The organism is Acinetobacter sp. Leaf130 (assembly GCF_001423205.1).
GTDB lineage: Bacteria > Pseudomonadota > Gammaproteobacteria > Pseudomonadales > Moraxellaceae > Acinetobacter > Acinetobacter calcoaceticus.
This window is the reverse complement of the sequence record NZ_LMOE01000005.1, coordinates 324,581-348,033: the sequence shown is the minus strand read 5'-3', so window position 1 is coordinate 348,033 and position 23,453 is coordinate 324,581. Positions and strand designations below refer to the sequence as shown.

20 protein-coding genes are annotated in these 23,453 nt (G+C 39.1%); 4 read left to right on the top strand and 16 right to left on the bottom strand.

Annotated elements, in window-relative coordinates:
• Nucleotides 1-25: 25 nt before the first annotated feature.
• The 4 genes from ASF86_RS12190 (at nt 26) to bfr (ending at nt 3,782) form a co-directional block, all read left to right on the top strand.
• The gene (locus ASF86_RS12190) at nt 26-2,131 is read left to right on the top strand and encodes a RelA/SpoT family protein (RefSeq protein WP_004639700.1); all 2,106 of its coding nucleotides are present in this window, start codon (nt 26-28) and stop codon (nt 2,129-2,131) included.
• Between the two features lie 143 nt (nt 2,132-2,274).
• Complete coding sequence (locus tag ASF86_RS12185; protein ID WP_002116996.1) at nt 2,275-2,658, top strand: RidA family protein; 384 nt, start codon at nt 2,275-2,277, stop codon at nt 2,656-2,658.
• A 219-nt stretch (nt 2,659-2,877) separates the two neighbouring features.
• Nucleotides 2,878-3,072: a bacterioferritin-associated ferredoxin gene (locus tag ASF86_RS12180; protein ID WP_004639703.1), complete on the top strand. Its 195-nt coding sequence runs from the start codon at nt 2,878-2,880 to the stop codon at nt 3,070-3,072.
• A gap of 245 nt (nt 3,073-3,317) precedes the next feature.
• Nucleotides 3,318-3,782 carry a heteropolymeric bacterioferritin subunit Bfr gene (gene bfr / locus ASF86_RS12175; protein WP_045433376.1) on the top strand — a complete coding sequence of 155 codons (465 nt, stop codon included), beginning with the start codon at nt 3,318-3,320 and terminating at the stop codon, nt 3,780-3,782.
• Nucleotides 3,783-3,825: 43 nt separating this feature from the next.
• On the opposite strand, the gene ASF86_RS12170 is transcribed toward bfr, so the two are convergent.
• The 16 genes from ASF86_RS12170 to ASF86_RS12095 all read right to left on the bottom strand — a co-directional run bounded on the left by ASF86_RS12170 (nt 3,826) and on the right by ASF86_RS12095 (nt 23,448).
• Nucleotides 3,826-5,454: a PglL family O-oligosaccharyltransferase gene (locus ASF86_RS12170; RefSeq protein ID WP_056482469.1), complete on the bottom strand. Its 1,629-nt coding sequence runs from the start codon at nt 5,452-5,454 to the stop codon at nt 3,826-3,828.
• 283 nt (nt 5,455-5,737) lie between these two features.
• Nucleotides 5,738-6,007, bottom strand: a complete 270-nt coding sequence (locus ASF86_RS12165; RefSeq protein ID WP_413772531.1) for a pilin — start codon at nt 6,005-6,007, stop codon at nt 5,738-5,740.
• Nucleotides 6,008-6,151: 144 nt separating this feature from the next.
• Nucleotides 6,152-6,331, bottom strand: coding sequence for a hypothetical protein (locus ASF86_RS20270; RefSeq protein ID WP_056482466.1), 180 nt, complete (start codon nt 6,329-6,331; stop codon nt 6,152-6,154).
• A gap of 317 nt (nt 6,332-6,648) precedes the next feature.
• The gene (gene tfpZ / locus ASF86_RS12155; RefSeq protein WP_056482463.1) at nt 6,649-7,368 is read right to left on the bottom strand and encodes a TfpX/TfpZ family type IV pilin accessory protein; all 720 of its coding nucleotides are present in this window, start codon (nt 7,366-7,368) and stop codon (nt 6,649-6,651) included.
• 88 nt (nt 7,369-7,456) lie between these two features.
• A complete protein-coding gene (locus ASF86_RS12150) occupies nt 7,457-7,936 on the bottom strand; it encodes a pilin (protein WP_056482459.1) in 480 nt (159 codons plus the stop codon).
• Nucleotides 7,937-8,276: 340 nt separating this feature from the next.
• Nucleotides 8,277-8,837, bottom strand: coding sequence for a TPM domain-containing protein (locus ASF86_RS12145; RefSeq protein ID WP_017390957.1), 561 nt, complete (start codon nt 8,835-8,837; stop codon nt 8,277-8,279).
• Nucleotides 8,831-9,910, bottom strand: a complete 1,080-nt coding sequence (locus ASF86_RS12140; RefSeq protein ID WP_056482456.1) for a TPM domain-containing protein — start codon at nt 9,908-9,910, stop codon at nt 8,831-8,833. The genes ASF86_RS12145 and ASF86_RS12140 overlap by 7 nt, the downstream gene beginning before the upstream one ends.
• Nucleotides 9,911-9,934: 24 nt before the next feature.
• Nucleotides 9,935-10,525, bottom strand: a complete 591-nt coding sequence (locus tag ASF86_RS12135; protein WP_003653797.1) for a LemA family protein — start codon at nt 10,523-10,525, stop codon at nt 9,935-9,937.
• Nucleotides 10,526-10,653: 128 nt separating this feature from the next.
• Nucleotides 10,654-11,541, bottom strand: a complete 888-nt coding sequence (locus ASF86_RS12130) for a metal-dependent hydrolase (RefSeq protein WP_056482453.1) — start codon at nt 11,539-11,541, stop codon at nt 10,654-10,656.
• A gap of 172 nt (nt 11,542-11,713) precedes the next feature.
• Entirely contained in the window at nt 11,714-13,135 is a 1,422-nt protein-coding gene (locus tag ASF86_RS12125) for an FAD-dependent oxidoreductase (protein WP_056482450.1), read from the bottom strand.
• Nucleotides 13,136-13,204: 69 nt separating this feature from the next.
• The gene (gene gltB / locus ASF86_RS12120; protein WP_171252341.1) at nt 13,205-17,680 is read right to left on the bottom strand and encodes a glutamate synthase large subunit; all 4,476 of its coding nucleotides are present in this window, start codon (nt 17,678-17,680) and stop codon (nt 13,205-13,207) included.
• Between the two features lie 461 nt (nt 17,681-18,141).
• The gene (locus tag ASF86_RS12115; protein WP_056482445.1) at nt 18,142-19,023 is read right to left on the bottom strand and encodes a hypothetical protein; all 882 of its coding nucleotides are present in this window, start codon (nt 19,021-19,023) and stop codon (nt 18,142-18,144) included.
• A gap of 16 nt (nt 19,024-19,039) precedes the next feature.
• Nucleotides 19,040-20,122, bottom strand: a complete 1,083-nt coding sequence (gene aroB, locus ASF86_RS12110) for a 3-dehydroquinate synthase (RefSeq protein ID WP_056482442.1) — start codon at nt 20,120-20,122, stop codon at nt 19,040-19,042.
• A gap of 28 nt (nt 20,123-20,150) precedes the next feature.
• Entirely contained in the window at nt 20,151-20,720 is a 570-nt protein-coding gene (aroK, locus tag ASF86_RS12105) for a shikimate kinase AroK (RefSeq protein ID WP_003653807.1), read from the bottom strand.
• Nucleotides 20,721-20,731: 11 nt separating this feature from the next.
• Nucleotides 20,732-22,858 (bottom strand): type IV pilus secretin PilQ family protein, encoded by a 2,127-nt coding sequence (pilQ, locus tag ASF86_RS12100; protein WP_056482439.1) that lies wholly within the window; start codon nt 22,856-22,858, stop codon nt 20,732-20,734.
• 62 nt (nt 22,859-22,920) lie between these two features.
• A complete protein-coding gene (locus ASF86_RS12095) occupies nt 22,921-23,448 on the bottom strand; it encodes a pilus assembly protein PilP (RefSeq protein ID WP_003653811.1) in 528 nt (175 codons plus the stop codon).
• Nucleotides 23,449-23,453 lie beyond the last annotated feature (5 nt).

Genomic DNA, 23,453 nt, shown 5'->3' with positions numbered 1-23,453 from the left:
CAGCATTAGGAAAAAAGGGTGATTTATGCCAGGCGAAGAGGTCAGCCAAGCCAAGCAACAGCTTAAATTGATTATCGACCCTTACTTATCGGTAAGTGAGGTCGAGAAAGTGCTTGCTGCCTGTGATTTTGCCGATCTAGCGCATACTGGCATTACACGTAAAAGTGGTGAACCCTACATCCTGCATCCAATTGCTGTCAGCTGTATTCTTGCGAACATGCGTTTAGATGCTGAAACTTTAATGGCAGCACTTTTGCATGATGTTATTGAAGACACTCAATATACAAAAGAAGATATTACTGAAAAGTTCGGTCTAACAGTCGCCGAACTGGTTGACGGTGTAACCAAACTTAGCCAATCAAGTGATAAAGAATATAACAAGGCCGCCTCATTCCGAAAAATCTTGCAAGCGACGCTACAGGACCCACGTGTCATTATTATTAAATTAGCCGATCGCTATCATAATATGACAACTCTAGGTGCTTTACGTCCAGATAAACGCGCCCGTATTGCTCAAGAAACTCTTGATATCTTTGTGCCAATGGCGAGATTAGTCGGCATGAATGAAATGGGCGATAATCTAGAAAATCTTTGTTATCAGAATCTTGATCTTGATATGTTTGATAACGTGCAAAATGCACTACGTCAAACCAAACCAGAGCGATGTAAATATCAAAGTATCTGGGAACAAAACCTCGCTGAACTTCTCCACAACTATCATATCCAAGGCCGCATTAAAAAGAAAAATAACAATATCGAATTATTACGCCATTTCGTTAAAAATGAGATGGATCTACAAGAGCTTACCCATAGCCATGCTTTTGAAATTGTTTTACAAACAATTGCCGACTGTGACCGCTTAGTTGATGCCTTAAGAGAAAATTTTCAGGTCATTCAATATCAGGACCATATCCGTCGTCCGTTACCAGGTGGCAATCAATCTTTACTGATTAAACTTAAAGGCGAAAAAACCACACTATCTCTTACCATCCAAACCGAGCTTATGCGTAAAGCTGCCCGTTTTGGGGTAGTGCTCGGTGAAAATGCACCACAAACTTGTCGCTCAGCCATTCAGGCATCTATGCAAAACCTGAATACGCTTATCGATGGAGAATGTGCAAAAACAACCTTCAATGATTTATTAGATTACTTACATCAAGAAAAAATTTGGGTTTACACACCACATGGTCAACTCCACGAGTTACCACAAGGTGCTACCGTAGTTGATTTTGCTTATTCAGCAAGTTTATTTTTAGGTAACCATGCAGTTGGTGCAAAAGTGGATGGTGAGATTAAACCATTATCCACGCCGTTAATTAGCGGTCAGGTCATCGAAGTTATTACGGATGTTTTAGCAACACCAAATCCAGACTGGTTAAGCTTTATTAATACGCAAAAAGCCCGTCGTGCTTTACAACATGTTCTTAAAGATCAAGAAATAGAAGAACAGCGTCTTGTCGGTGAGCAAGCACTTTCCCGCGCATTAAAACTTTTCAATCGTTCGATCAGTGATCTCTCTGATGCTGACTGGTTAGATTTACTGCAGTGGCGTCACATCGATAACAAGAATACATTGTTTGAACAAATTGCGGTTGGTGACTTACTCCCTCAACTTGTGGCTAATCACCTATTTGCTCATGACAAACACCCTCAAGTAGAAAACTCAGATCGACTTATTCAGAGTACCGAAGGTATCGACGTTAAATATGCGCATTGCTGCAATCCAGTTTTAGGTGACCCAATTCAGGGGCACTTAACACGTCGTGGGTTAATTGTGCATCGCATACGCTGCCATAACTTGCTACATGAACAACATCTACATCCTGAAAATATTATGCCTCTTCAATGGAAAGCAGATGATGTAGATGATGTACGTTTTACCGCCTACCTCGCTATAGATATGGCAATGAATGATGAACAGGTATCAGACCTGATCTATCAATGTCGTAAAAATAATGCTGGGGTAGAGATGGTTCATTCAAATGAGCAAAGAACTTTTGTTAATATTGTAGTTAACAACCGTAAACATATTGCAAAAGTCATCCGTGACTTACGTATGCATTATGGTTTCCCACGTATTGAACGTTTGGATGCTCCTAATCCCCAAATGGAAGTTTCAAAAGTAAGCTAGTCTTTACAAGGGCTATTGGTCAGGTTTATGTTTCTTTAACAAAATCAAACTTTCCAAATCCACTTAATCAATTAAATCGATGATACTTTTGTCCAAACCTATCATCGATTATGATGGAAAGAGATTTAATCAAGGAGAACCAAATGTCCCGCCAAGTGATTCATACTGAAAATGCCCCTGCTGCTATCGGCACATACTCTCAAGCTATTTTAGTAGACAATACGCTATATCTATCAGGGCAGATTGGTTTAGACCCATACAGTATGGAACTTGTAGAAGGTATCGAAGCTCAAATTCGCCGTGTATTTGATAATTTAAAAGCGGTTTGTGAAGCTGCTGGTGGTTCACTTGCAGACATTGCCAAACTTAATATTTTCCTAACCGATTTATCAAATTTCCAACTTGTAAACCAAATTATGGGTGAATATTTTGCTCAACCCTACCCTGCACGTGCAGCATTAGGTGTGGCTAGTCTACCTAAAGGTGCATTAGTAGAGATGGATGGTATTGTTATTATCAATCAATAAGATACAAAATATTAAACACTCGAAATTAAAAAATATTTAGCTCTAAATTAGGTACCACCCTTGCGTAAAATCTGAACACCACTCAGATTTCCGCTCAGGTGGTATTTTTTTATCCAAAATCCCAATAATAATAAATGAGATTTTAAATGAATTTCATTGACAAACGATAATAATTATCAATAATATCAATTATCGCATTTATATTTGGGGATCACTCCCATGTACGTTTGCTTGTGTCGTGGCATTACCGATCAAGATATTAAAGACGCTGTTGAAAATGGCGCTGAAAGCTATCGCGAAATTCGCGACTTGCTTGATCTCGGTACTTGCTGTGGACGCTGTGCACCAGAAGCACGTGCTATTATTAGTGAAGAATTATCAGAAATCGCTGCTCGTATTTCCGTAGCTGCTTAAAAGAATTATAAACATTTAACCGTATTTATTAGCTCCTCCACCGCTTTTTGCGGAACGTTACTAGTTCCTCATTCAAGCGGTTTTTTTTGGCAGGAAATTCTCCTTTACTAATATTGTGTTGTTTTTGATTGCGATTTTCATTTGCTGTTCCATAAACTACTCGCCATATCCATGATTGTTCACTAAAATGGTTTTATAGATTGCCTTAATTGGATTAAGGCAGAAATTGTTTTGGAGTAGCTACAATGAAAGGCAATCGTGATGTCATTAATCAGCTTAACCAAGTGCTGTATCATCATTTAACTGCAATTAATCAATACTTTTTACATTCACGCATGTTTAATGATTGGGGAATTGAGCAGCTCGGTTCTGCCGAATATAAAGAATCAATTCGTCAAATGAAGCATGCAGACAAAATTATTGAACGTATTTTGTTTTTGGAAGGCCTGCCTAATCTTCAGCATTTAGGCAAACTTTATATCGGTCAACATACAGAAGAAGTTCTGCAATGTGACATTCGTAAAGTGAAAGAAAATATAGAGGCGATTCAACAAACTGTTGCACTCGCTGAAACAGAACAAGACTATGTAACTCGTGATCTCGTTCAAGAAATTTTAGAAAAAGAAGAAGAATATTGGGACTGGTTAGATACTCAGATTGACCTTATCGGCAACGTTGGCATTGAAAATTACATCCAGAGTCAGATGTAATTTCTAATAAAAAAATCCCCTTGAGTACAAGGGGATTTTTTTATTACTTTTCTTTTAATAAATCTGGTAGCGTTATTTTTTGCTTATAGAGATGCTGTAAAATAAATATTTGCTGCTCTGCCTGCTCTACTTTTCCATTATAAGCTAACAATTTTGCATATTTACGTAAATTATAGGGAGTCGCTTTATTCTTTACTGAATTTCCCCACTCAACTAAATCAGCTTCAGATAATTTAGTTTCTGGATTAAGTTCAATCCATTTTAAACGTTTATCAAACTGTGTTAAAACAAGAATGTTACGGCTTCCCATGAACTCTGCATTTGGACGCTTATTACTGAAAAGCAAATCACTATTCAGAACATAGACATTGTAATCACGTAAAATCGCAATAATAAGCAGTAAACTTACAGTCCATATTAAGCGAAGAAGGTGTTTATTAAGTACAACTCCTTTAAGGACAGGAACCTGTGCTTGCACAATACCAAGTAAGAACCCACAAGTAAGTAAGAAATAAGCGTAGCGCTGTGGAAACTCTAACATGGCATGAATAAGCACTGTACATACCATCATAATAGCTACAATCGAGATGGTATTTTTAGCCTGCTGATTTAACCAAACAAACCAGCAAGCAAAGTACGCAATGACTACAGCACCCAATGGAATACCATTCCAGATAATTAAATCAAGCAGTACATTATGGGCGCTATTAAACCATACATGTACAGTTCCATATTGAATACTATCGACTACAGCAACACTAGTTTGGCTCCACCCATACCCTGCCCATGGTTGCTGAGCTATAGCATGTAATATCTGTATCCACATACCTACTCGCTCATGTCCCGAACCTGCCCGAGCAACAAACGTACTCGTTTCAGTAATCTCTGTATTTGTAGAGAATTCGATGAATTGAGTAATATAAGGTAAGATTAAGCCAGCAATTAAAAAAAATGTTAAGCACCACAAAAAGCCTTGAGCAAGTCCAAATCTTTTTTGATTTTTAAACTGCTTAATCATCCAATAGATGAGTAAAAATGGAAGAACTATCCATGAAGTTCGTGACTGACTCAATGCGACCGTAAATAAAATAATGAGCGCTGAAGGCAATAACAACCAGATAGTTACTTTGTTCTTTTCATATAAATACAAACACCCTAATAACCCAATAATTAAAAAGGTTGCCATATTATTGGGTTGACCAAAATTACCGTAAGGACGATTACCCAGCAACTTAAGCACATACGGAATATGAGACTCGATATTCAACCATTGGCAAATTGCAATGAAGCTAGTGGTAAGGGATACAATAATTACGAGTAAGCTAAAACCCGAAAAGATTTGATCTCGCTTTTGTTGATCTAAAGACAGGTTGTAACCAGCTAAGACCATAAACCAAAAACCAAGCAAGTAAAATGAACTCAATAAAGCTGTGCTCAAATCAAAAACTAAATCAAAACCCCACTGTACTATTGGTATAAAAATAAATGGCAGCAACAATAGTTGTGCTCTAGGAATTTTAATATTTTGCTGAATTAGGGCGGCTAATACACATAATCCAGCCCCAAAAGTACTCACCTCACTCGAAAACATAACCCAAGGGCTATAGTGAAATGGAGACAACCATGCAAAACCTAACAGGATTGCAGCGAGGAATAGGAAGAATACTTGCATAGTAAAAGGTTAGAGGCTAAAACTTGAAAGAATTATACATGGAAGAGAGTAGGAAGAATTCGCTTCCATGTATATCTTTCCGTTCCGTTTAGAAACTTGTTCATATGACAATAAACTTAAATAATTTTTATCATTGGATTTAATTTTTACTATTGTATTTATTTTATAAAACTTCAATACATACAATTTGGATTAGCGCCTATGTTCTAAAAGATACAAAAGAAAATATCTAATAATCAATAAAAATGCACTCAATTGAGTGCATTTTTTCTTGAAAAGCAACTTATGACGTAGCCCTTAATGCTGTAACAACACTACATGACTTCCCAGCATATTTTCCATCAACAGTTGTTTCGCAAGTCCATGTACCATCTTCTGCATGGTGTAATTGAACTTTTTTACCTTTGATACCTGAGTTACCAGTATTAAAAATAATAACAATATTACCTGTACCTTTCATTGTTGATTTCTGTTCAAGTGTAATTGCATCAAAAGAAGGCTGAACAATCCCTAAACCCTCTTTCATACGTTGATCAGGTAAATATGCTTTCAAGCTCTAGTTTTTGTATGGATAAGTTACAACCTAGTACAAAACTCAACCAAAAGCCGAGGACAAATAGCATACTGAGCAATGCTTTATCAAAGAAAAATAATTCACCCCAGACGTATTGTAACATCGGTACAATCGCCAAGATTACTAACGGTAAACTGATAACAGGTAGTTTAATTTTTCTTTTAAATAGAGCGCAGCCAGTGCTAAGAGTGATAAAAAGGCAAATAACTCACCTGTATATGTTACCCAAGGACGGTAATGAATAGGCAAAAGCCATGCTAGTGCAATAAGTACGCTCGCTAAAAGCAGGAGAAAGAATTTCATATTTCAAGCGACAAAAGGAACTGGCTCTATGATAGATAAAAATAGATAAAAATTTTTCTTTCTTAAATACTCCAATGACGTTCAACTAAGATTAATTTAGGAAAGAAGCAAGATATCAAATTTATGCTTTTTAAGTGAAAGCCTTCCCAGTATCGCATTGCAGTAAGACTTAAATACTCTCCATCCGAATTTTCCAGAGAACTTTAAAATACAAAAAATCAGTTTTCACATAAGAATATAATTTTAGATTGGTTATAGTTAACCAATCTAAAATTTAAAATAATTAACTAAAATTTAATTATTATCTAGATTCATTTCTAAAATTTTAAATCTACTATCGCCATAATCTGAGCCTTATCAATATTCATTAATACAACCATATTCTGTGTTGTAGCCCGTAAAGGAAGCCACCCTTGAACGTTGGGGTATTTTAAAAGTAAATCATCAATTTTTTTCTTTTGGTTTTTTTTATATAATTCATTAATGTTATGAATATTTTTTTTAATATTTACATATTCATCTTTAAGTAAAATATATTTTTCAGGTTGTTGAATAAATGAAATAGCTTTAGCCTTTTCTTTATTTACATTCATTTCATTAAGATTCATTGTTTTGACCGCAGCAATTTCAGGTCCAAACATAGGTATTTTTTGAAACTTAAGTAGAGCCTTCCCCATATCGTCCTTAATAATTTCAACTCTTTGAACCAAATCAATATTACCTTGATTATATACAAGCCAAACAGGTCTACCTTGTGATAAGTTATAAAACCCAAATAAAAATGCGACAATTTGGAAAAAGATTATCACTGACAAATCAAATCTCAATGTTTTTTTTTCAACCTTATAAATAATAAAACATAAGATTGGCCCAATAATTAAATCTATTATCACTATCATTATTACAATATTAGTAACACCTAAAGCCTGAGCTAATGGATATGGATACCATACCTTAAAAACCCAAAAAAGTAATAATAGAGCACTAAACAAAGAACAAGAAAAATGAACCAAAAAAAACTTTAATCGACTAGACATATAAACCTTAAATATTTCATAATTTAAAATTGACGCTATAAAAACAAAACCAGCTTAATAGCTGGTTTTGTTTATTTCTAGTTCCAAATTATGGACAAGATGCTGGACGGTATTTTGCTAAAACAGTCGTAGAACAAGACCATGTACCATCAACCGCACGCGTCCAAGTTAAAGTGTTTTGGTTTCCTGTCTGTAAATCACCCGCTGCACCGTTACCAAATGTAGCAACAATTGTGTTAGCTGCTGCAGTAACTAATGGTGAAGTAACCTGCGCTACACCTGTACCTGCAGCAACTGCTGTAGAACCATCCTGTTTAGCACCGGTCTGAAGGTTAGAACCAGTTGCATCTAATTGGCACTCATTACCAGCCTGACCAAGTGTTAACTTGCCATTCAACAAACAGTTATCAACTGCTGTTTTCATGTTACCTGCTTCACCCATAACACGTGTTACTTGTGAACGTGCAATATAGTTTTGATAAGAAGGAATCGCAATTGCCGCCAAAATACCAATAATCGCAACCACGATCATGAGTTCAATTAATGTAAAACCTTTTTGTGCATTCATAGCCTTTTCCCCAAAGATTGTATGTATGTTTTTATATAAGCTTTTCAGCTATCAACCATATAGCAGCATTCATGCCAACTTTTATTTTATTTATAAAACAAAAACTTATATTATTTTTTCGATTTACTAAATATAAAATCACTGCAAATAACTGACAAAAATCGTCACATAACTTTTGGTCATAACAGATCACACATAAAAAAAAATAAACAAAACTTATCAAACTTTATATTTATTTCTGTGAACAAATTCTCTTTAAAAATAAATAAATAGGTGACATTTTTTGTCAGTCACCTTGAGAAATAAAAAATTATGAGATATGGAACTTTTAGAAAATAACTTAATTTATAATAATTGGAGCATTTCCCAATTCATTGGATTGATCTTGCATGTTTTCATCATAAAAGCGTGACATTACCTCTCCAATTTGATGAACACCAATCACTACAGCTTGCTGATATTGTTTTTGTTTAAGTTGTTGAACTATAGACTCACAAATCTGTTGCCAGACTTGATCATTAGTGGCATTTCTAATACCGCGGTCAAATATAATTTCTACTGTACGTTCACATAGGTTCAAATAAAGTAGTACTCCACTATTTAACGCGGTGTCCCAGACCCCTAACTCTGCAAACAACTGTTGCGCTCTCAATCGGGTATTTTGCCGATAGGCCTGTGAGCATGGAATATGGCCTTCAATTACAACCTGTATTTCTCCAACATGCCCATGTTCTGCTTGTTGTACCGCATCAGCAATCGTTTGCTTATCTTGTTTTGAAAAATAACGGCTACTGGCCGGAAAATAGCATAGATGTTTAAACCAACGTTTTAGGCTTGGCTCTACAGATTCCTCAATTTTAGGTTGAGTAATAATTTGTGTTGTTTCTGATGTTGTTACCATGAGCCTGATGCACCTCCACCGCCAAAACGACCTCCACCGCCCCCATAGCCTCCGCCTCCACCGCCGAAGCCACCACCACGCCCTCCTCCGCCTGCACCACTCAGGATAACCTGTAAAATAAGCTGGGCAATTGAGGTAATGAGTAAAAAGAAGATTCCAAAACCAAGTAGTAAGCTAGTTACTAGTCCGGCCCCATTTACAAAGCCTGCCACTGCCGCAGCAACACCCGCAGTAGATGCACTAAGAGGTCGCCCTACAATAAATGACCCTACAATTCCGGCAACAAGAATAAATAGAGCCATTGTGAGGGTTGTTTGTTTGGCTTGTTGCTCTTCTGCGGCTTGGTGTTGCCGTTCCTTTAAATCTTGAGCAGCTTGCTGAGCGACTTCGGGATCAAGATTAAGAATTCTTCCGATTTCATCAAGACCTGCATTTAAACCTTGCGCATATTGGGCTTGTTTAAAATAGGGTGTGATTTGATTTCGAATAATTCGACTCGAGACAATATCTGGTAATACGCCCTCTAAGCCATATCCGGTTAAAATTTGTATACGGCGGTCATTTACCGCAACCGCAATGAGCAATCCATTATCGCGCTTCGCTGAACCAAGTTGCCATTTTTCACCTACACGCAATGCATAATCAAAGATATCTTCTTGCCCTGTTGTAGGAACAATAACAATACCGATTTGTGCTTTGCCTTGTTGATATAAACTTAGAATTTTTTGGTCGAGCTGCTGCTTCTCTGCTTCGCTTAAGATATTGGCTTGATCAATAACAGGCTGGTTTAACGTTGGCAAACCACGAATCGATTCACCATCTGCCATATCGTTGGCGACTTGAGCTTGGGGAGCTACGCCAGAAGCAGACTGCTCACCTTTAGAAGCGGAAGCTTGAGCCTGCTGCTTCTGAATAATTTTACCCGCTACAATGGTGTCAGTTTCATCGGTAGCAGTTGCAATATTAGTCTCACTCCATGCTGCATTCTGAAAAAGAACACCGCAACAGAGCAAAATTAAGGTAATAACAAATACCTTAATTTGCTTAAGCTGAAGCAATATATTATTTCTCATGCAGCACTCCTTTGATTCTTAAAATTAATCAAAAGAAACTTTTGGTGCCTGCTGTGCAGATGCTTCGGCAGAGAAATTGGCTTTTGGATGCATACCAATTACTTTTGCAGTCACTGCTTGCGGGAACTGGCGTACATATCCGTTGTAGTCTTGCACTGTTGTAATATAACGATTACGAGCTACAGCAATACGGTTTTCTGTTCCTTCAAGTTGAACTTGAAGTTCTTGGAATTGGGTATTGGCTTTTAAATCTGGATAATTTTCAGAAACAGCAATCAGACGAGATAAAGCCCCTGTTAATTGACTTTGAGCCTGTTGGTATTTTTCAAGTAAAGCTGGGTCTTCTAGAACTTCTTTATCAACCTTCAAACCAGCAACATTCGAACGTGCCTGTGTAACCTCGGTTAATACTTGTTCTTCATGCTTAGCATAACCTTTTACAACATTCACAAGGTTTGGTACTAAATCTGATCGACGTTGATATTGGTTTTGAACTTCAGACCAAGCTGCCGTTACGGCTTCATCTTTTACTTGTAAAGTGTTATAGCCACAACCTGAAAATAATAAGGTACTGGCAAGTGTCGTCGCGATCGCGAGTTGTTTCAATGTTTTCATCGTCACATTATCCTCAAGTTTTTCTTTATATTTTTAACCTCTTTCCTAGATTGTATGATGATTTTGGCATTATTGTGTTGCTTTTATTTTATTGATTTAAAAACCGGATTTTTCAATCCGGTTATTTATTAACTTAATAGTTGGTCTTTTTCTTGTTGAAAACTTGCCATTCGATATTCATCTGCCAAAGAGCTTTTCCAATAATCGACCATACGACCATAATCCTTTTGACTTGGATGGAAATCTTTTTTGTAATATGCGAAATATTCCGGCATGAGCTGAACAAGCATTTTAACCAGCAAATATAAACCAAATAAATTACCTCCGATTTTAGGTAAGCTATTCCATTTATCTTGCCAAAATAAGCGGGTTGTTCCATAAAAAGCGATACTGGCAAATCCTGTGGTAACACTACGCATGAGTAAGCGACGAATACGATCATCCCCATACACATGCTGATAGACATCGAACGCCACTGAACGGTGCTCAATTTCTTCAATCGCATGCCATACCCAAAGTTTTAGTGCATCTTGATCTAACGTTTTTAATAACTCTGGGTGCTGTAAAACATATCCCCCAAGTAGAGCAGTAAAATGTTCAAAAGCACAGGTAAGGGCCAATTGCAGTTTAGGAGGAATCGTTCTTAAATATTTATCACGCTGATTTAGCCAGTTTTGAAAGCTGTCTAGATTATAATCATCACGCCGCCAAGCTTCATTAAACTCATCATGAGCTTTAGAATGCATTGCCTCTTGTCCAATAAAAGCGGCAATTTGAGCCTGTAATTGTGGATCGGAAACCTTATCACGTACATTGCGCACGCTATTTACAAAAAACTGCTCTCCTACAGGAAACGTTGAAGATAGTGCAGTTAAAAAGTGAGACATAAGAGGAGAGTTGGCAAAATAGTGCCGCTTGATCGCCTTAGGATTAAATTCAAGGCGACGCACAGTAATACCCAACGCTTTTCGACGATTTAAATATGATTTTTCTGCCGTCATACCTGCGATGCTCATGTTCAACACCTATTGTATTGAAGAAGGAAGCTTTGAGTATGTCGTGATGGTTAAAGGCTAAAAAGGGCTAAAAAGCTTATTGTATTTGCCAAAAATATCAAAGTGACTAGCGGTAAAAATAAAGCCTGCATCAAGCAGGCTTTATTAACAACTTTAAAAATAGTTTTTTAGATTAAACACCAAGGTAATCTAAAATTCCTTCAGCAGCTTGGCGGCCTTCCCAAATTGCAGTCACGACAAGGTCTGAACCACGGACCATATCGCCACCAGCAAAGATTTTCGGGTTCGATGTCTGGAATTTGAACTCTTGCTTTTCAGCTGCCACAACACGGCCTGAACCATCAAGATTAATATTCGCGTTACCAAACCAGTCAGCTGGGCTTGGGCGGAAACCGAATGCAAGTAAAACCGCATCAGCTGGTAATACTTCTTCAGAACCTGGAACTGGTTCAGGACTACGACGACCACGACTATCTGGTTCACCCATTTGAGTCGTCACCACTTTAACGCCTGTCACTTTGCCATTTTCGCCTACGATTTCGATCGGTTGACGATTGAACAAGAATTTCACACCTTCTTCATAGGCATTTTTTACTTCACGCGCAGATCCTGGCATGTTGCTTTCATCACGACGGTATGCACACGTTACATCATGAGCGCCTTGACGTAATGAAGTACGGTTACAGTCCATCGCTGTATCACCACCACCAAGTACAATTACTTTTTTACCATCTAAGCTAATGTACTCGCTTGGATCTTTTTCCCAACCTTGGCAACGGTTCACGTTAGAGATCAAGAAATCAAGTGCATCATAAACACCTGCAAGGTCTTCACCTGGGAAGCCACCCTTCATGTAGGTATAAGTTCCCATACCCATGAATACAGCATCATATTCTGCAAGTAATTCATCAATAGTGACATCTGTACCAATTTCAGTATTTAAGCGGAATTCGATGCCCATACCTGTGAAAATTTCACGACGGCGTTTCATTACATCTTTTTCCATTTTAAATTCTGGAATACCGAATGTAAGTAAGCCACCAATTTCAGGACGCTTATCGAATACAACTGGCTTAACACCACCACGAGCTAAAATATCTGCGCAACCTAGGCCTGCCGGACCGGCACCAATGATTGCAACTTTTTTGTCAGTCCATTTCACGCCTGACATATCTGGACGCCAGCCTAAAGCGAAGGCTGTGTCGTTAATATATTTTTCAGCATTACCAATAGTCACTGCACCAAAACCATCATTTAAGGTACAAGCACCTTCACATAAACGGTCTTGTGGACATACGCGACCACATACTTCAGGTAATGTGTTGGTTTGATGGCAAAGCTCAGCAGCTTGGAAAATTTGGCCTTCAGCGATGAGTTTTAACCAGTTTGGAATGTAGTTATGTACAGGACATTTCCATTCGCAATATGGGTTACCACAACCTAAACAACGGTGAGTCTGATTAGCGACAGTTTCCGATGTAAAAGGTTTATAAATTTCCACAAATTCTGCTTTGCGGACAGTAATATCTTTTTTCTCTGGATCTTGGCGTGCTACATCCAGAAATTGAAAGTCATTATTTAGGCGTTCTGCCATGTCTCTCTCCGTGGGTAGGCGCGGATTTCACTGTTGCCCGCACCTGCCTATGTCGTTGCAGTCGTGGAATTATTGTGGATCAGCTTGTGTTGTTTTCAAAAGCGTTTGTAAATTAGCAGCCTTTGGTTTCACAAGCCAGAATTTACGGCTGTAGAAATCGAACTCATTGCGGATTTTATAAGCCCAGGCACTACCTGTTTCTTTGATATGCTCATCGATAATACGCAACAAGAACTCTTTATGATCTTCCATAGATTCTGTTGAAATACGATTTAAATCAATCAATTCATGGTTGTAGTAATCTACAAAATCATTATCAAGGTCAAGTACATAAGCAAAACCACCAGTCATGCCCGCACCAAAGTTATGGCCTACTTTACCAAGTACAGTCACAACACCACCTGTCATATATTCACAGCAGTGATCACCAGCGCCTTCAATTACTGCAAATGCACCAGAGTTGCGAACCGCAAAACGCTCACCCGCTGTACCCGCTGCAAAAAGCTTACCGCCAGTTGCACCATACAAACAGGTATTACCAATAATTGCTGTGTTTTGTGTTTGGAAAGGCGAACCTTGTGGTGGGAAGATTGAGATACGACCACCAGCCATACCTTTACCCACATAGTCGTTTGCATCACCTTCAAGACGGATGTGTAAACCACCAGCGTTCCATACACCAAGCGACTGACCAGCTGTACCAGTTAAGTTCATGACTACAGGATGCACTTCCATGCCTAAGTTGCCGTAGCGACGAGCAATTTCACCTGACACACGAGCACCGATCGAACGGTCACAGTTCACAACTTTGAAGTTGAACTGACCGCCTGCACTTGATTCAATTGCAGGAAGCATTTCCTCAACCATTTTCTCAGCCAATACACCTTTATCAAATGGTGCATTACCTTGTACTTCACAGTACTGTGCTTTACCGTCAGCAGATGGATGAGACGTTAACAATGCACTTAAATCAAGGTGAGCATGTTTTTCAGTTTCACCCGGTAATACCTCAAGTAAATCAACACGACCAATTAAGTCTTTCAATGAAGAAACACCTAAAACTGCCAACCATTCACGAGTCTCTTCCGCAATAAAGTGGAAGAAATTGATGAGCATTTCTGGCTCGCCAATATAGTGCTCTTGACGTAAGTGATCTTGTTGAGTTGCAACACCTGTTGCACAGTTGTTCAAGTGACAAATACGTAAATATTTACAACCTAAAGCAATCATTGGTGTTGAACCGAAACCAAAGCTCTCAGCGCCTAAAATTGCTGCCTTGATGACATCAAGACCAGTTTTTAAACCACCATCAGTTTGTACGCGTACTTTGCCACGTAAGTCATTAACGCGAAGTGCTTGATGCGCCTCACTGAGACCTAATTCCCATGGAGAACCCGCATGGTGAATTGATGAAAGTGGAGATGCTGCTGTACCACCGTCATAACCAGAAATGGTAATGAAGTCTGCATATGCCTTAGCAACACCAGCGGCAATTGTTCCCACACCCGGTTCAGATACCAGTTTTACTGACACCATTGCTTTCGGGTTAACTTGTTTCAAGTCAAAAATTAACTGAGACAAATCTTCAATTGAGTAAATATCGTGATGTGGTGGAGGTGAAATCAGCGTTACACCCGGTACAGAATAACGTAAACGTGCAATTAAGCCATTTACTTTACCGCCCGGCAACTGCCCCCCTTCACCTGGTTTTGCACCTTGAGCAACTTTAATTTGCAATACTTCAGCAGAAGTTAAGTAAGCAGGTGTTACACCAAAACGACCAGATGCGATCTGTTTGATTTTCGAGTTACGAATTGTGCCGTAGCGAACAGGATCTTCACCACCCTCACCAGAGTTTGAACGACCACCAATTGTATTCATCGCGATTGCAATTGCTTCATGTGCTTCTGGAGAAAGAGCACCTAAAGACATACCTGCCGAGTCAAAACGAGGCAAGATATCTGCAACTGACTCTACTTGGTCAACTGGAATCGAATTCGTTGTTTTTAACTTGAATAAGTCACGAATGGTTGCAACCGGACGGTTATTCACCAGCTCAGCATATACTTTAAAGTCTTCATACTTACCAGAGCGAACAGCCGTATGTAATGAGTTAATCACATCTGGGTTGAACGCGTGGTACTCTTTATCAAACACGAATTTAAGCAAACCACCCTGATCTATCGGTTTACGATTTGACCAAGCTGTAGCAGCTAATTTTTTCTGATCTTTTTCAAGGTCAGCAAATGTTGCGCCCTGAATACGACTTGGAACACCTAAGAAACACTGATCTACAACTTCAGACGATAAACCAACTGCTTCAAAAAGCTGACCGCCACGATACGATGCAACTGTAGAGATACCCATTTTTGAAAGAACTTTTAATAGGCCTTTCTCAATCCCTTTACGGAAGTTCGCTTGCGCATGGATTGGATCACCTAAAAGCTCACCTTTAGCAATCAAATCATTGATCACATCATATGCAAGGTATGGGTAAACTGCGGTTGCACCGAAACCAAGTAATACCGCAAATTGGTGCGGATCACGTGCAAAACCAGTTTCAACCATGATGTTTGCATCAGTACGTAAACCAGTTTTAATGAGGTAATGGTGTACCGCACCTGTTGCAAGTGCTGCATTTGCAGGTAAGAAACCTTGGCGAATATTTTTATCAGTTAAAACAATTAAAGTTTTACCATCACGAACTGCTTGTGCCGCTTCTTCACAAATACGTGTAATCGCAGCTTGCAAACCTTCTTCTTCAGCATAGTTCAAATTGATGTCAACAGACTCATAGCCTGCACGATCAATACTACGGATTTGCTGCATTTTTGAGTTAGACAGAACAGGACTCGAAATAATGATTCGATCTGCGTGCTCTGGACCTTGCTCAAATACATTTTGCTCACGACCTAAACATGTCTCAAGGGACATTACAATCGATTCACGTAATGGATCGATTGGAGGGTTAGTCACCTGTGCAAATTGTTGACGGAAATAATCAGTCACATGACGTACTTGACGAGACAATACAGCCATTGGCGTATCATCACCCATAGAACCTACTGCTTCCTGACCACTTTCAGCAATTGGACGCAATAACTGGTCACGCTCTTCAAATGTCACCATAAACATTTTTTGAGCTGCTTTTAAAGCATCGCCAGTTAAACCTTGATCAACTAATTGTTCTTCAAGTTCAGGATTAGCCTTTAAGCGAATTGCATGATCTCGCAACCATTCACGGTACGGACGCATGTTTTTAAGATGAGTGTTTACATCTTTAGTATCAAGCACTTTGCCTGTTAAGGTATCAACTACCAAAATTTGACCTGGACCTACACGGCCTTTAGAAACCACGTCTTCAGGTTCATAGCCCCAAACACCAATTTCCGATGCTAAGGTAATGTAATCATTTTTAGTAATTACCCAACGCGCAGGACGTAAACCATTACGGTCAAGCATACAGATTGCATGACGACCATCTTGAATTACCAAGCCCGCAGGACCATCCCAAGCTTCCATGTGCTTAGAGTTGAACTCATAGAATGCGCGTAAGTCCGCATCTAAAGTTTCTACGTTTTGCCAAGCTGGCGGTACGAGCATACGTAACGCACGGAATAAATCCATACCGCCGCCGACCAAGATCTCAAGCATATTATCTAAGCTTGATGAGTCTGAACCAGTACGATTTACCATCGGGTTAAGTTCCGTTAAGCCCGGCAACAATGGATTTTCAAATTTAGGAGTACGTGCTAATGACCAGTTACGGTTTGCTGTAATGGTGTTAATTTCACCATTATGAGCAAGATAACGGAAAGGCTGAGCCAACGGCCAACGTGGTAAAGTGTTGGTCGAGAAACGTTGATGGAACACGACGATGTGTGATTTTAAACGTTCGTCTGCCAAGTCTGTATAGAACTCAGCAATCGCAGCAGGCATCATCAAGCCTTTATAAGTGATCACTGTCGAACAAAGCGTAGTCACATAGAATAACGGATCTGTTTGTAATTGTTGTTCCGCACGGCGACGCGCCAAAAATAGCTTACGGTTGAACTCAACTTCGGTTACACCCATTGGACAGTTCACAATGACCTGTTCAAAAGCAGGTAAAGATTGAAGTGCAATTTCACCTAATGCATCATTATTTGTAGGCACAACGCGCCAAGCCAGTACGCGTAAGCCTTCTGCTTCAATTTCTTTATTTAAAATATTTTTAGAATGTTGCGCTAATGCCGGATCAATATTTAGAAATACCGTACCCACAGCAAAAACTTCGCTCAGTGTAATATCACTCAGTTTTTTTGCTTCATCACGAAAAAATTGCTTTGGCATCGCCAATAATAAGCCGCACCCATCTCCCGTCTTGCCATCTGCGGCAATACCACCACGGTGCGTCATGCAACTTAAACTGTGAATCGCGGTTTCTACAAGATGATGACTTGATTCACCCTTCATATGGGCAATCAGTCCAAAACCACAGTTATCCTTAAACTCATCAGGCTGATATAAACCTTGAGCGGGAGCTACAGTATTAGGCGATGGCATGTGCATAGCGTACCCTTCTTTCAATAAGGCTCTTTCGAGCGTCAAACAAACAACTTATTTCTGCGATATTGCCTACGGACGATAGTTAGCTCAATGTTTCGCAAAAAAAAATTTTGGGCTGATAAGCCAATATACGCTGTTCCATAAATGCGTACACTGGTTTTTGCTAGAAAAATGTTTTGACTTATTTCGCACTCTTTTAAAGCAGTTCGACCCCACGACTCTGCATAGACTTCACTCTTTAGAGCGCCAAAATAGTTAGCAGTACATTAATAAGCACAAGAATAAAGCAAAAACTATGCCAATATGTTTTTTACAACTTAAGTGTTTATATTTATTAAAAATAGATCAGTTTTATTCAGGCTATCATTTTAATAAATGACCAAATATGCACCACACTTGGTCAAAGAGTATATGTATTTCTTATTATTGCACTATATTTGTGCAAATTATTCTTACCGTTAGTTCCCTCTTGTGCCCTCATTTGTTGCATTTTTTGAAGGAGCTTCAGTTGCACGATTTTGTTGAGCCTTTTTAGCAGTATCAACAGCAGAATTAGACTGGTGTACATCTACAACATTTCCATCTGCATCTCGACGGATAATAGTTGTCCGAGTTGTAGAGTTCGTTGCTGGAGCAGCCACTTTAGGTTGCGTATTTATAGCGCTATTTACACCTGTGCCCATAAGCAAAGACTCATCAATTGTTGGCAACGCAGCTGGGCGTAACCGCACTTCATAAGTTTGGCTAATCCCACCTTTCATTTCATCCGCACCCAAATCATTAACGAGTGGCACATAAGTCGAAAATTGTTGAGGTTGCGGCTTAATTGATTCAGGCAAATTAAGATTCAGTTGTGTTAACTGCTGAATTGCATCTTCAGAACGTTTAAATACGCCATATGTCAAAACATACTGTTCAGATTGCTTTTCTCCACTTAATCGGAAGTAGATAAATTTATTTCGGTCTGAACGATTCTTTAAAAAGTTTTTAATAATATCTTCGTCAGATGCACGGAACAGCTCAAGCGTCCATTGTTTCTTGTTTTCGTTGATAAACTTTGTACCGCGGAATTCTGCCTCATGTTGACCAGATACAACCGTCCGAGTCGTTAAATCAAGAGGTCTAACTTCATCAGCTAAAGCCCCCAAGTTAGCCGTTGTTGCCACTTTTTCTGGCTGAATTTGCACTGGTGTGTCTGAATCGGCTGCTTTTTCAACTTCGACAAGCTTCTTACTATCAGTCATTACCCAGAAAATAAAAGCCAGAAACAAGCAGACGATACCACCCACCAACCAGATATATTGTTGAACATTCTGCCAAAGTGTACGTGATACAGTCATGTGTTACCTTAATTTATTATCCGTGTTGATTTGCCAAAATAGCTTGTTTCATGAGTTCAACATCAAAGTCTTTAGTAATTACCGCTTGTCCAAGTTGCTTTAACAACACTAAACGTAATTGACCATTGAGGACTTTTTTATCATGTGCCATATATCCAAGGAATTCATCCAATGGAATTTTTGGACATGATATCGGCAAATTAGCGCGTTTAATAATTTTTTTTGTACGCTCTACATCATCGCTCGAAATCCATCCTAAACGCTGTGATAAATCAGCTGCCATTACCATGCCGGTAGCAACTGCCTCACCATGCAACCAAGTACCATAACCAAGGTAAGATTCTATAGCATGACCAAACGTATGACCTAGGTTGAGTAAAGCTCTCTCGCCTTGCTCTTTTTCATCATTTGCAACAATACGGGCTTTATGGGCACATGAACGATAAACAGCTTCTGCTAAAAGATTGGCATCTCGACCAACCAAGCCATCCATATTTTGTTCTAACCACACTAGAAAATTGGCATCACCTAACAAGGCATACTTAATGACTTCTGACAATCCAGCAGACAACTCTCGATCTGGTAAAGTGTTGAGTTGAGCCATATCAGCTAAAACAACTTGAGGTTGCTGAAATGCACCAAGCATATTCTTACCCAGTGGATGGTTAATTCCAGTTTTACCACCCACACTTGAATCTACCTGTGAAAGAAGTGTGGTCGGAACCTGAACAAAATATACACCACGCTGGAAACATGCTGAGGCGAAGCCAGCCATATCACCAATAACACCACCACCTAAAGCTAAAACTGTACAGTCTCGGTTAAACCCAGCTTCGAGTAATGCATCAAAAATTAAATTTAAATGTTGAATATCTTTATATTTTTCACCATCAGGCAAAATACAAGTAGCTATAGTTTTACCCAAACTTTTTAACGCTTCTTGATAATGAGACAAATATAAAGGAGCGACCGTTTCGTTACTCACGATCATGACCTGTTGACCATGAATATAAGGCTCAAGCAACTGTTTAGGATCAAGTTGACTGCCAATAAAAATAGGATAACGGCGTTCGCCTAATTCAACATGTAAAGTTTGCATGAATTTATAAAACCACGAGTAAGTTTGGCTATATTAGCGTGTTAGACAAAATAAGTTGCAAAATCTTTTGAGCAAGATCACGAGCAGCACCCTGATTGGTTTCAATCGTATAATGAGCAACTTCACGATATAAAGGATCACGTGTTTTCAACAAATCACGCAATTTTTGTTCAGGGTTTTCAACTTGTAATAAAGGTCTGTTTTTATCGCGATACGTTCGTTGTAATTGAAGTTCCACAGGAGTGTAAAGATAAACAACAATACCGCGCTGCTTTAGAAACTCACGATTTGGCGCTTGAGTGATGGCACCGCCCCCAGTTGCTAATACCAAGGCATTACGGGAAGTCAACTCATTCAAAACGATGGTTTCACGAGTACGAAATCCAATTTCCCCTTCTTTTTCGAAAATCCAAGGAATAGTAGCACCCGTTTTGCGCTCAATTTCATGATCACTATCTAAAAATTCACGCCCCAATAGTTCGGCTAAATGACGTCCAACGGTTGTTTTTCCTGCCCCCATGGGCCCTACCAAATAAATATTTGGCAGGGTTTCAAACGCTTTGCTTGGCAAGGCGCCACCTATTTCAATTGCTTTCATTGAAAAATATATTAATGATTTCTCGCTAAAGTGTCATTAACAATTCGTGGTGTTACGAAAATCAGCAACTCTTGTTTATCATCAGACTTCACATCTTTTCTGAATAAGCGCCCAACTACAGGAATATCACCAAAGAAGGGGACTTTAGTTTGAGAATTCTTTGTTGTCTGTTCAAATACTCCACCTAAAATGACAGTTTCTCCATTATCAACCAACACATTGGTATTGATATTATTCTTATTCAGAATTAACTCACCATTAGGGGCTTCACCAGCTATCGAATCCTTAGAAATATCTAATTTCATTTGAATCTTGCCATCAGGTGTAATGTTCGGAGTAACATCCAGACTTAATAGGGCATCTTTAAATGAGGTCGTTGCCGTATTACCCGCTCCAGAAGTGGTAGTCATTAGATAAGGAACTTGTTGACCAGTTGCAACTTTCGCCGTCTGCTTATCGGCAGTCATAACTTTAGGGGTGGAAATAACTTCGCCATAGCCATCAGCTTGTAAAGCAGATAACTCAAGGTCCAACATAAAGTCAGACATGCTAATAAGACCAAAGGCGATACTTCCCGCCGGATTAGAAACTCCTAAATCGACGTTTAAGTTATCGGGGCGCTCAATCGTATATTTATAGCCTCCCGTAGTCTCATCTTTTTTAGGCTCTCGTAAATTCCACAAGGTTGTTTCACTACCTCCAACTAACAAATTATTATTATTAGTAATACCTTGCGATAATATTCCCCATTTAACGCCGAGTTCTTTGGTAAAAGAAGTAGAAGCTCTGACAATACGTGCTTCTACCATAACTTGCTTAACTTGTACATCAAGCAACTCAATCATTTTACGAACTTTATCAATATTTTGTGCCGTATCATTTACAATCAAAGTATTAGTACGCGTATCCGCAACAGCACTACCACGGGAACTCAATAAACTCTCTAAAGCAAGAGCATCTGAATTGGTAGTGCGATTCGCTGCCGCCCCTTTTGCATCACGAGAATCTTCAATTAACTTAAGTACATCAATCGCTTTCGCATAACTCAAGCGGATATAATCTGTTTGAATCGGCGCTAACTTAATAGTTTGTGCTAAAGCTTTTGCCTCATCATCTTCTGCTTTAATTAACTCAGCGACTGGAGCAATCCAAATAACGTTACCATTTCTGCGTTTATCTAGATTCTTAGTTTTTAAAATAATATCAAGTGCCTGATCCCACGGAACATCTTTCAATCGCAAAGTAATATTGCCCTGCACACTATCGGCAGCCACCATATTAATGCCAGTAAAATCAGCAAGTAATTGTAGAACTCTACGAACTTCAATATCTTGGAAATCAAGAGAAAGCTTATTACCAGAATAATTAGATGGCTTAGATGAAGAACTTACATTTTTGTCCTGAGGGCGTTTTAAGCTAATGGTGAGTTTATTTTCTGCCTGATAAGCCATATATTCATAGCTACCAGTAGGTTGGATCGTAATAACGCCATTGCCTTTTTCGTTATAAGACTCAATAGTAGAAACAGGGGTCGCAAAATCGTTCACATTTAAACGTTTAGCTAAATGAGGGGGAATTTTAGAACCGAGTGTCCTCACTACAACTTTGCTGCCTTGTTGTTGCACATCAACAGGAGTATTACTTCCCAATAAATCAATAACAATTAACCCTTCACCTTGACCACCACGCTGAAAGCCAATATTTGAAACGCCTTGGGGTTGCATTGTATTTGTTGATAAAGGTTTAATAGCCGCTTGAGCTGAATTAATCTTTAAAATAAAAGTATTGCCTTCTATGCGCGTTGTAAATGCACCCGCCCCTTTTAAATTTACAGTTAAACGTGAGCGCTGATCGTCAGAACTTACATCGACCGAGCTCGCTTCATTTGTACCAATTGCCACTTTTGACTGTGTTAAAGTCTGCTGAGCTTTATTAAAATCCAAAATCAAACGTGAAGGATTTTCAAGTTGGTATGCCTGTGGTTGCGGCGGCAAACCATTAAACATCACTCTAATTTCTGTACCCTGACCTGCAATTTGTGTCGGTACAATATTGGTCATGCTGACCTGTGCAGATGCAACCTGCATAACTGCAATGGCTACAGCCCCCATAGAAAACTGACGGAATACGTGATTCATTGTCTGACCATCCCCAATTAAATAATCTTTAAAAATACTTTTTCTTTGTTATTCCCTAAATTTTAGGGTGCGGGTCCAATTAACACTAAGGTTCTTGGTCTCTCCACATAGCCTTCACGCCCATCGGGGACAATTTCTACCAGATCAATCTGAGTTGGACCAATATGGGTAATACGCCCTTGATTCATCCCGATATAGTTCCCCACCTGCACTCGCTCAATTTGCTGATCAGGTGATTGGATAAGAGCCAGTACTTGCCCACGGTTATTACGTATGCTTCCTTTCATGTTTAAGGATTCTAATGCATAACTTTCTAGAGGCTGAGGTGCACGTGAGAAATTCGGATATACCCGTTTTCCTGCCATAATTTTGAGCTCAGCAGCAAGTGAGCTGGGTAAAAATGGACTCTTTAGCTGATGAGCCGCATAATTAAATTGTGGTACAGGTGTGAAAACAGGTGCTGGATCTATCGGCTGTGGTGGCTGGTTACGTATATCTGCCATTTGCTGATTTACAGCGTCGATTCTCGAGTCACATCCGACTAAAACTAAACATGCCAAAATAGAAAAAGAAATTTGCTTAAGTTTCATTGTAA

What these genes read in the sequence shown, in the direction of transcription:
- ASF86_RS12095 (WP_003653811.1), bottom strand. Translation starts at nt 23,448, where the DNA reads ATGAAACTTAAGCAAATTTCTTTTTCTATTTTGGCATGTTTAGTTTTA.
- ASF86_RS12150 (WP_056482459.1), bottom strand. Translation starts at nt 7,936, where the DNA reads ATGAATGCACAAAAAGGTTTTACATTAATTGAACTCATGATCGTGGTT.
- aroK (WP_003653807.1), bottom strand. Translation starts at nt 20,720, where the DNA reads ATGAAAGCAATTGAAATAGGTGGCGCCTTGCCAAGCAAAGCGTTTGAA.
- ASF86_RS12190 (WP_004639700.1), top strand. Translation starts at nt 26, where the DNA reads ATGCCAGGCGAAGAGGTCAGCCAAGCCAAGCAACAGCTTAAATTGATT.
- ASF86_RS12180 (WP_004639703.1), top strand. Translation starts at nt 2,878, where the DNA reads ATGTACGTTTGCTTGTGTCGTGGCATTACCGATCAAGATATTAAAGAC.
- aroB (WP_056482442.1), bottom strand. Translation starts at nt 20,122, where the DNA reads ATGCAAACTTTACATGTTGAATTAGGCGAACGCCGTTATCCTATTTTT.
- ASF86_RS12140 (WP_056482456.1), bottom strand. Translation starts at nt 9,910, where the DNA reads ATGAGAAATAATATATTGCTTCAGCTTAAGCAAATTAAGGTATTTGTT.
- ASF86_RS12170 (WP_056482469.1), bottom strand. Translation starts at nt 5,454, where the DNA reads ATGCAAGTATTCTTCCTATTCCTCGCTGCAATCCTGTTAGGTTTTGCA.
- gltB (WP_171252341.1), bottom strand. Translation starts at nt 17,680, where the DNA reads ATGCCATCGCCTAATACTGTAGCTCCCGCTCAAGGTTTATATCAGCCT.
- ASF86_RS12130 (WP_056482453.1), bottom strand. Translation starts at nt 11,541, where the DNA reads ATGAGCATCGCAGGTATGACGGCAGAAAAATCATATTTAAATCGTCGA.
- pilQ (WP_056482439.1), bottom strand. Translation starts at nt 22,858, where the DNA reads ATGAATCACGTATTCCGTCAGTTTTCTATGGGGGCTGTAGCCATTGCA.
- ASF86_RS12185 (WP_002116996.1), top strand. Translation starts at nt 2,275, where the DNA reads ATGTCCCGCCAAGTGATTCATACTGAAAATGCCCCTGCTGCTATCGGC.
- ASF86_RS12145 (WP_017390957.1), bottom strand. Translation starts at nt 8,837, where the DNA reads ATGGTAACAACATCAGAAACAACACAAATTATTACTCAACCTAAAATT.
- ASF86_RS12135 (WP_003653797.1), bottom strand. Translation starts at nt 10,525, where the DNA reads ATGAAAACATTGAAACAACTCGCGATCGCGACGACACTTGCCAGTACC.
- ASF86_RS20270 (WP_056482466.1), bottom strand. Translation starts at nt 6,331, where the DNA reads ATGAAATTCTTTCTCCTGCTTTTAGCGAGCGTACTTATTGCACTAGCA.
- ASF86_RS12125 (WP_056482450.1), bottom strand. Translation starts at nt 13,135, where the DNA reads ATGGCAGAACGCCTAAATAATGACTTTCAATTTCTGGATGTAGCACGC.
- bfr (WP_045433376.1), top strand. Translation starts at nt 3,318, where the DNA reads ATGAAAGGCAATCGTGATGTCATTAATCAGCTTAACCAAGTGCTGTAT.
- ASF86_RS12115 (WP_056482445.1), bottom strand. Translation starts at nt 19,023, where the DNA reads ATGACTGTATCACGTACACTTTGGCAGAATGTTCAACAATATATCTGG.
- tfpZ (WP_056482463.1), bottom strand. Translation starts at nt 7,368, where the DNA reads ATGTCTAGTCGATTAAAGTTTTTTTTGGTTCATTTTTCTTGTTCTTTG.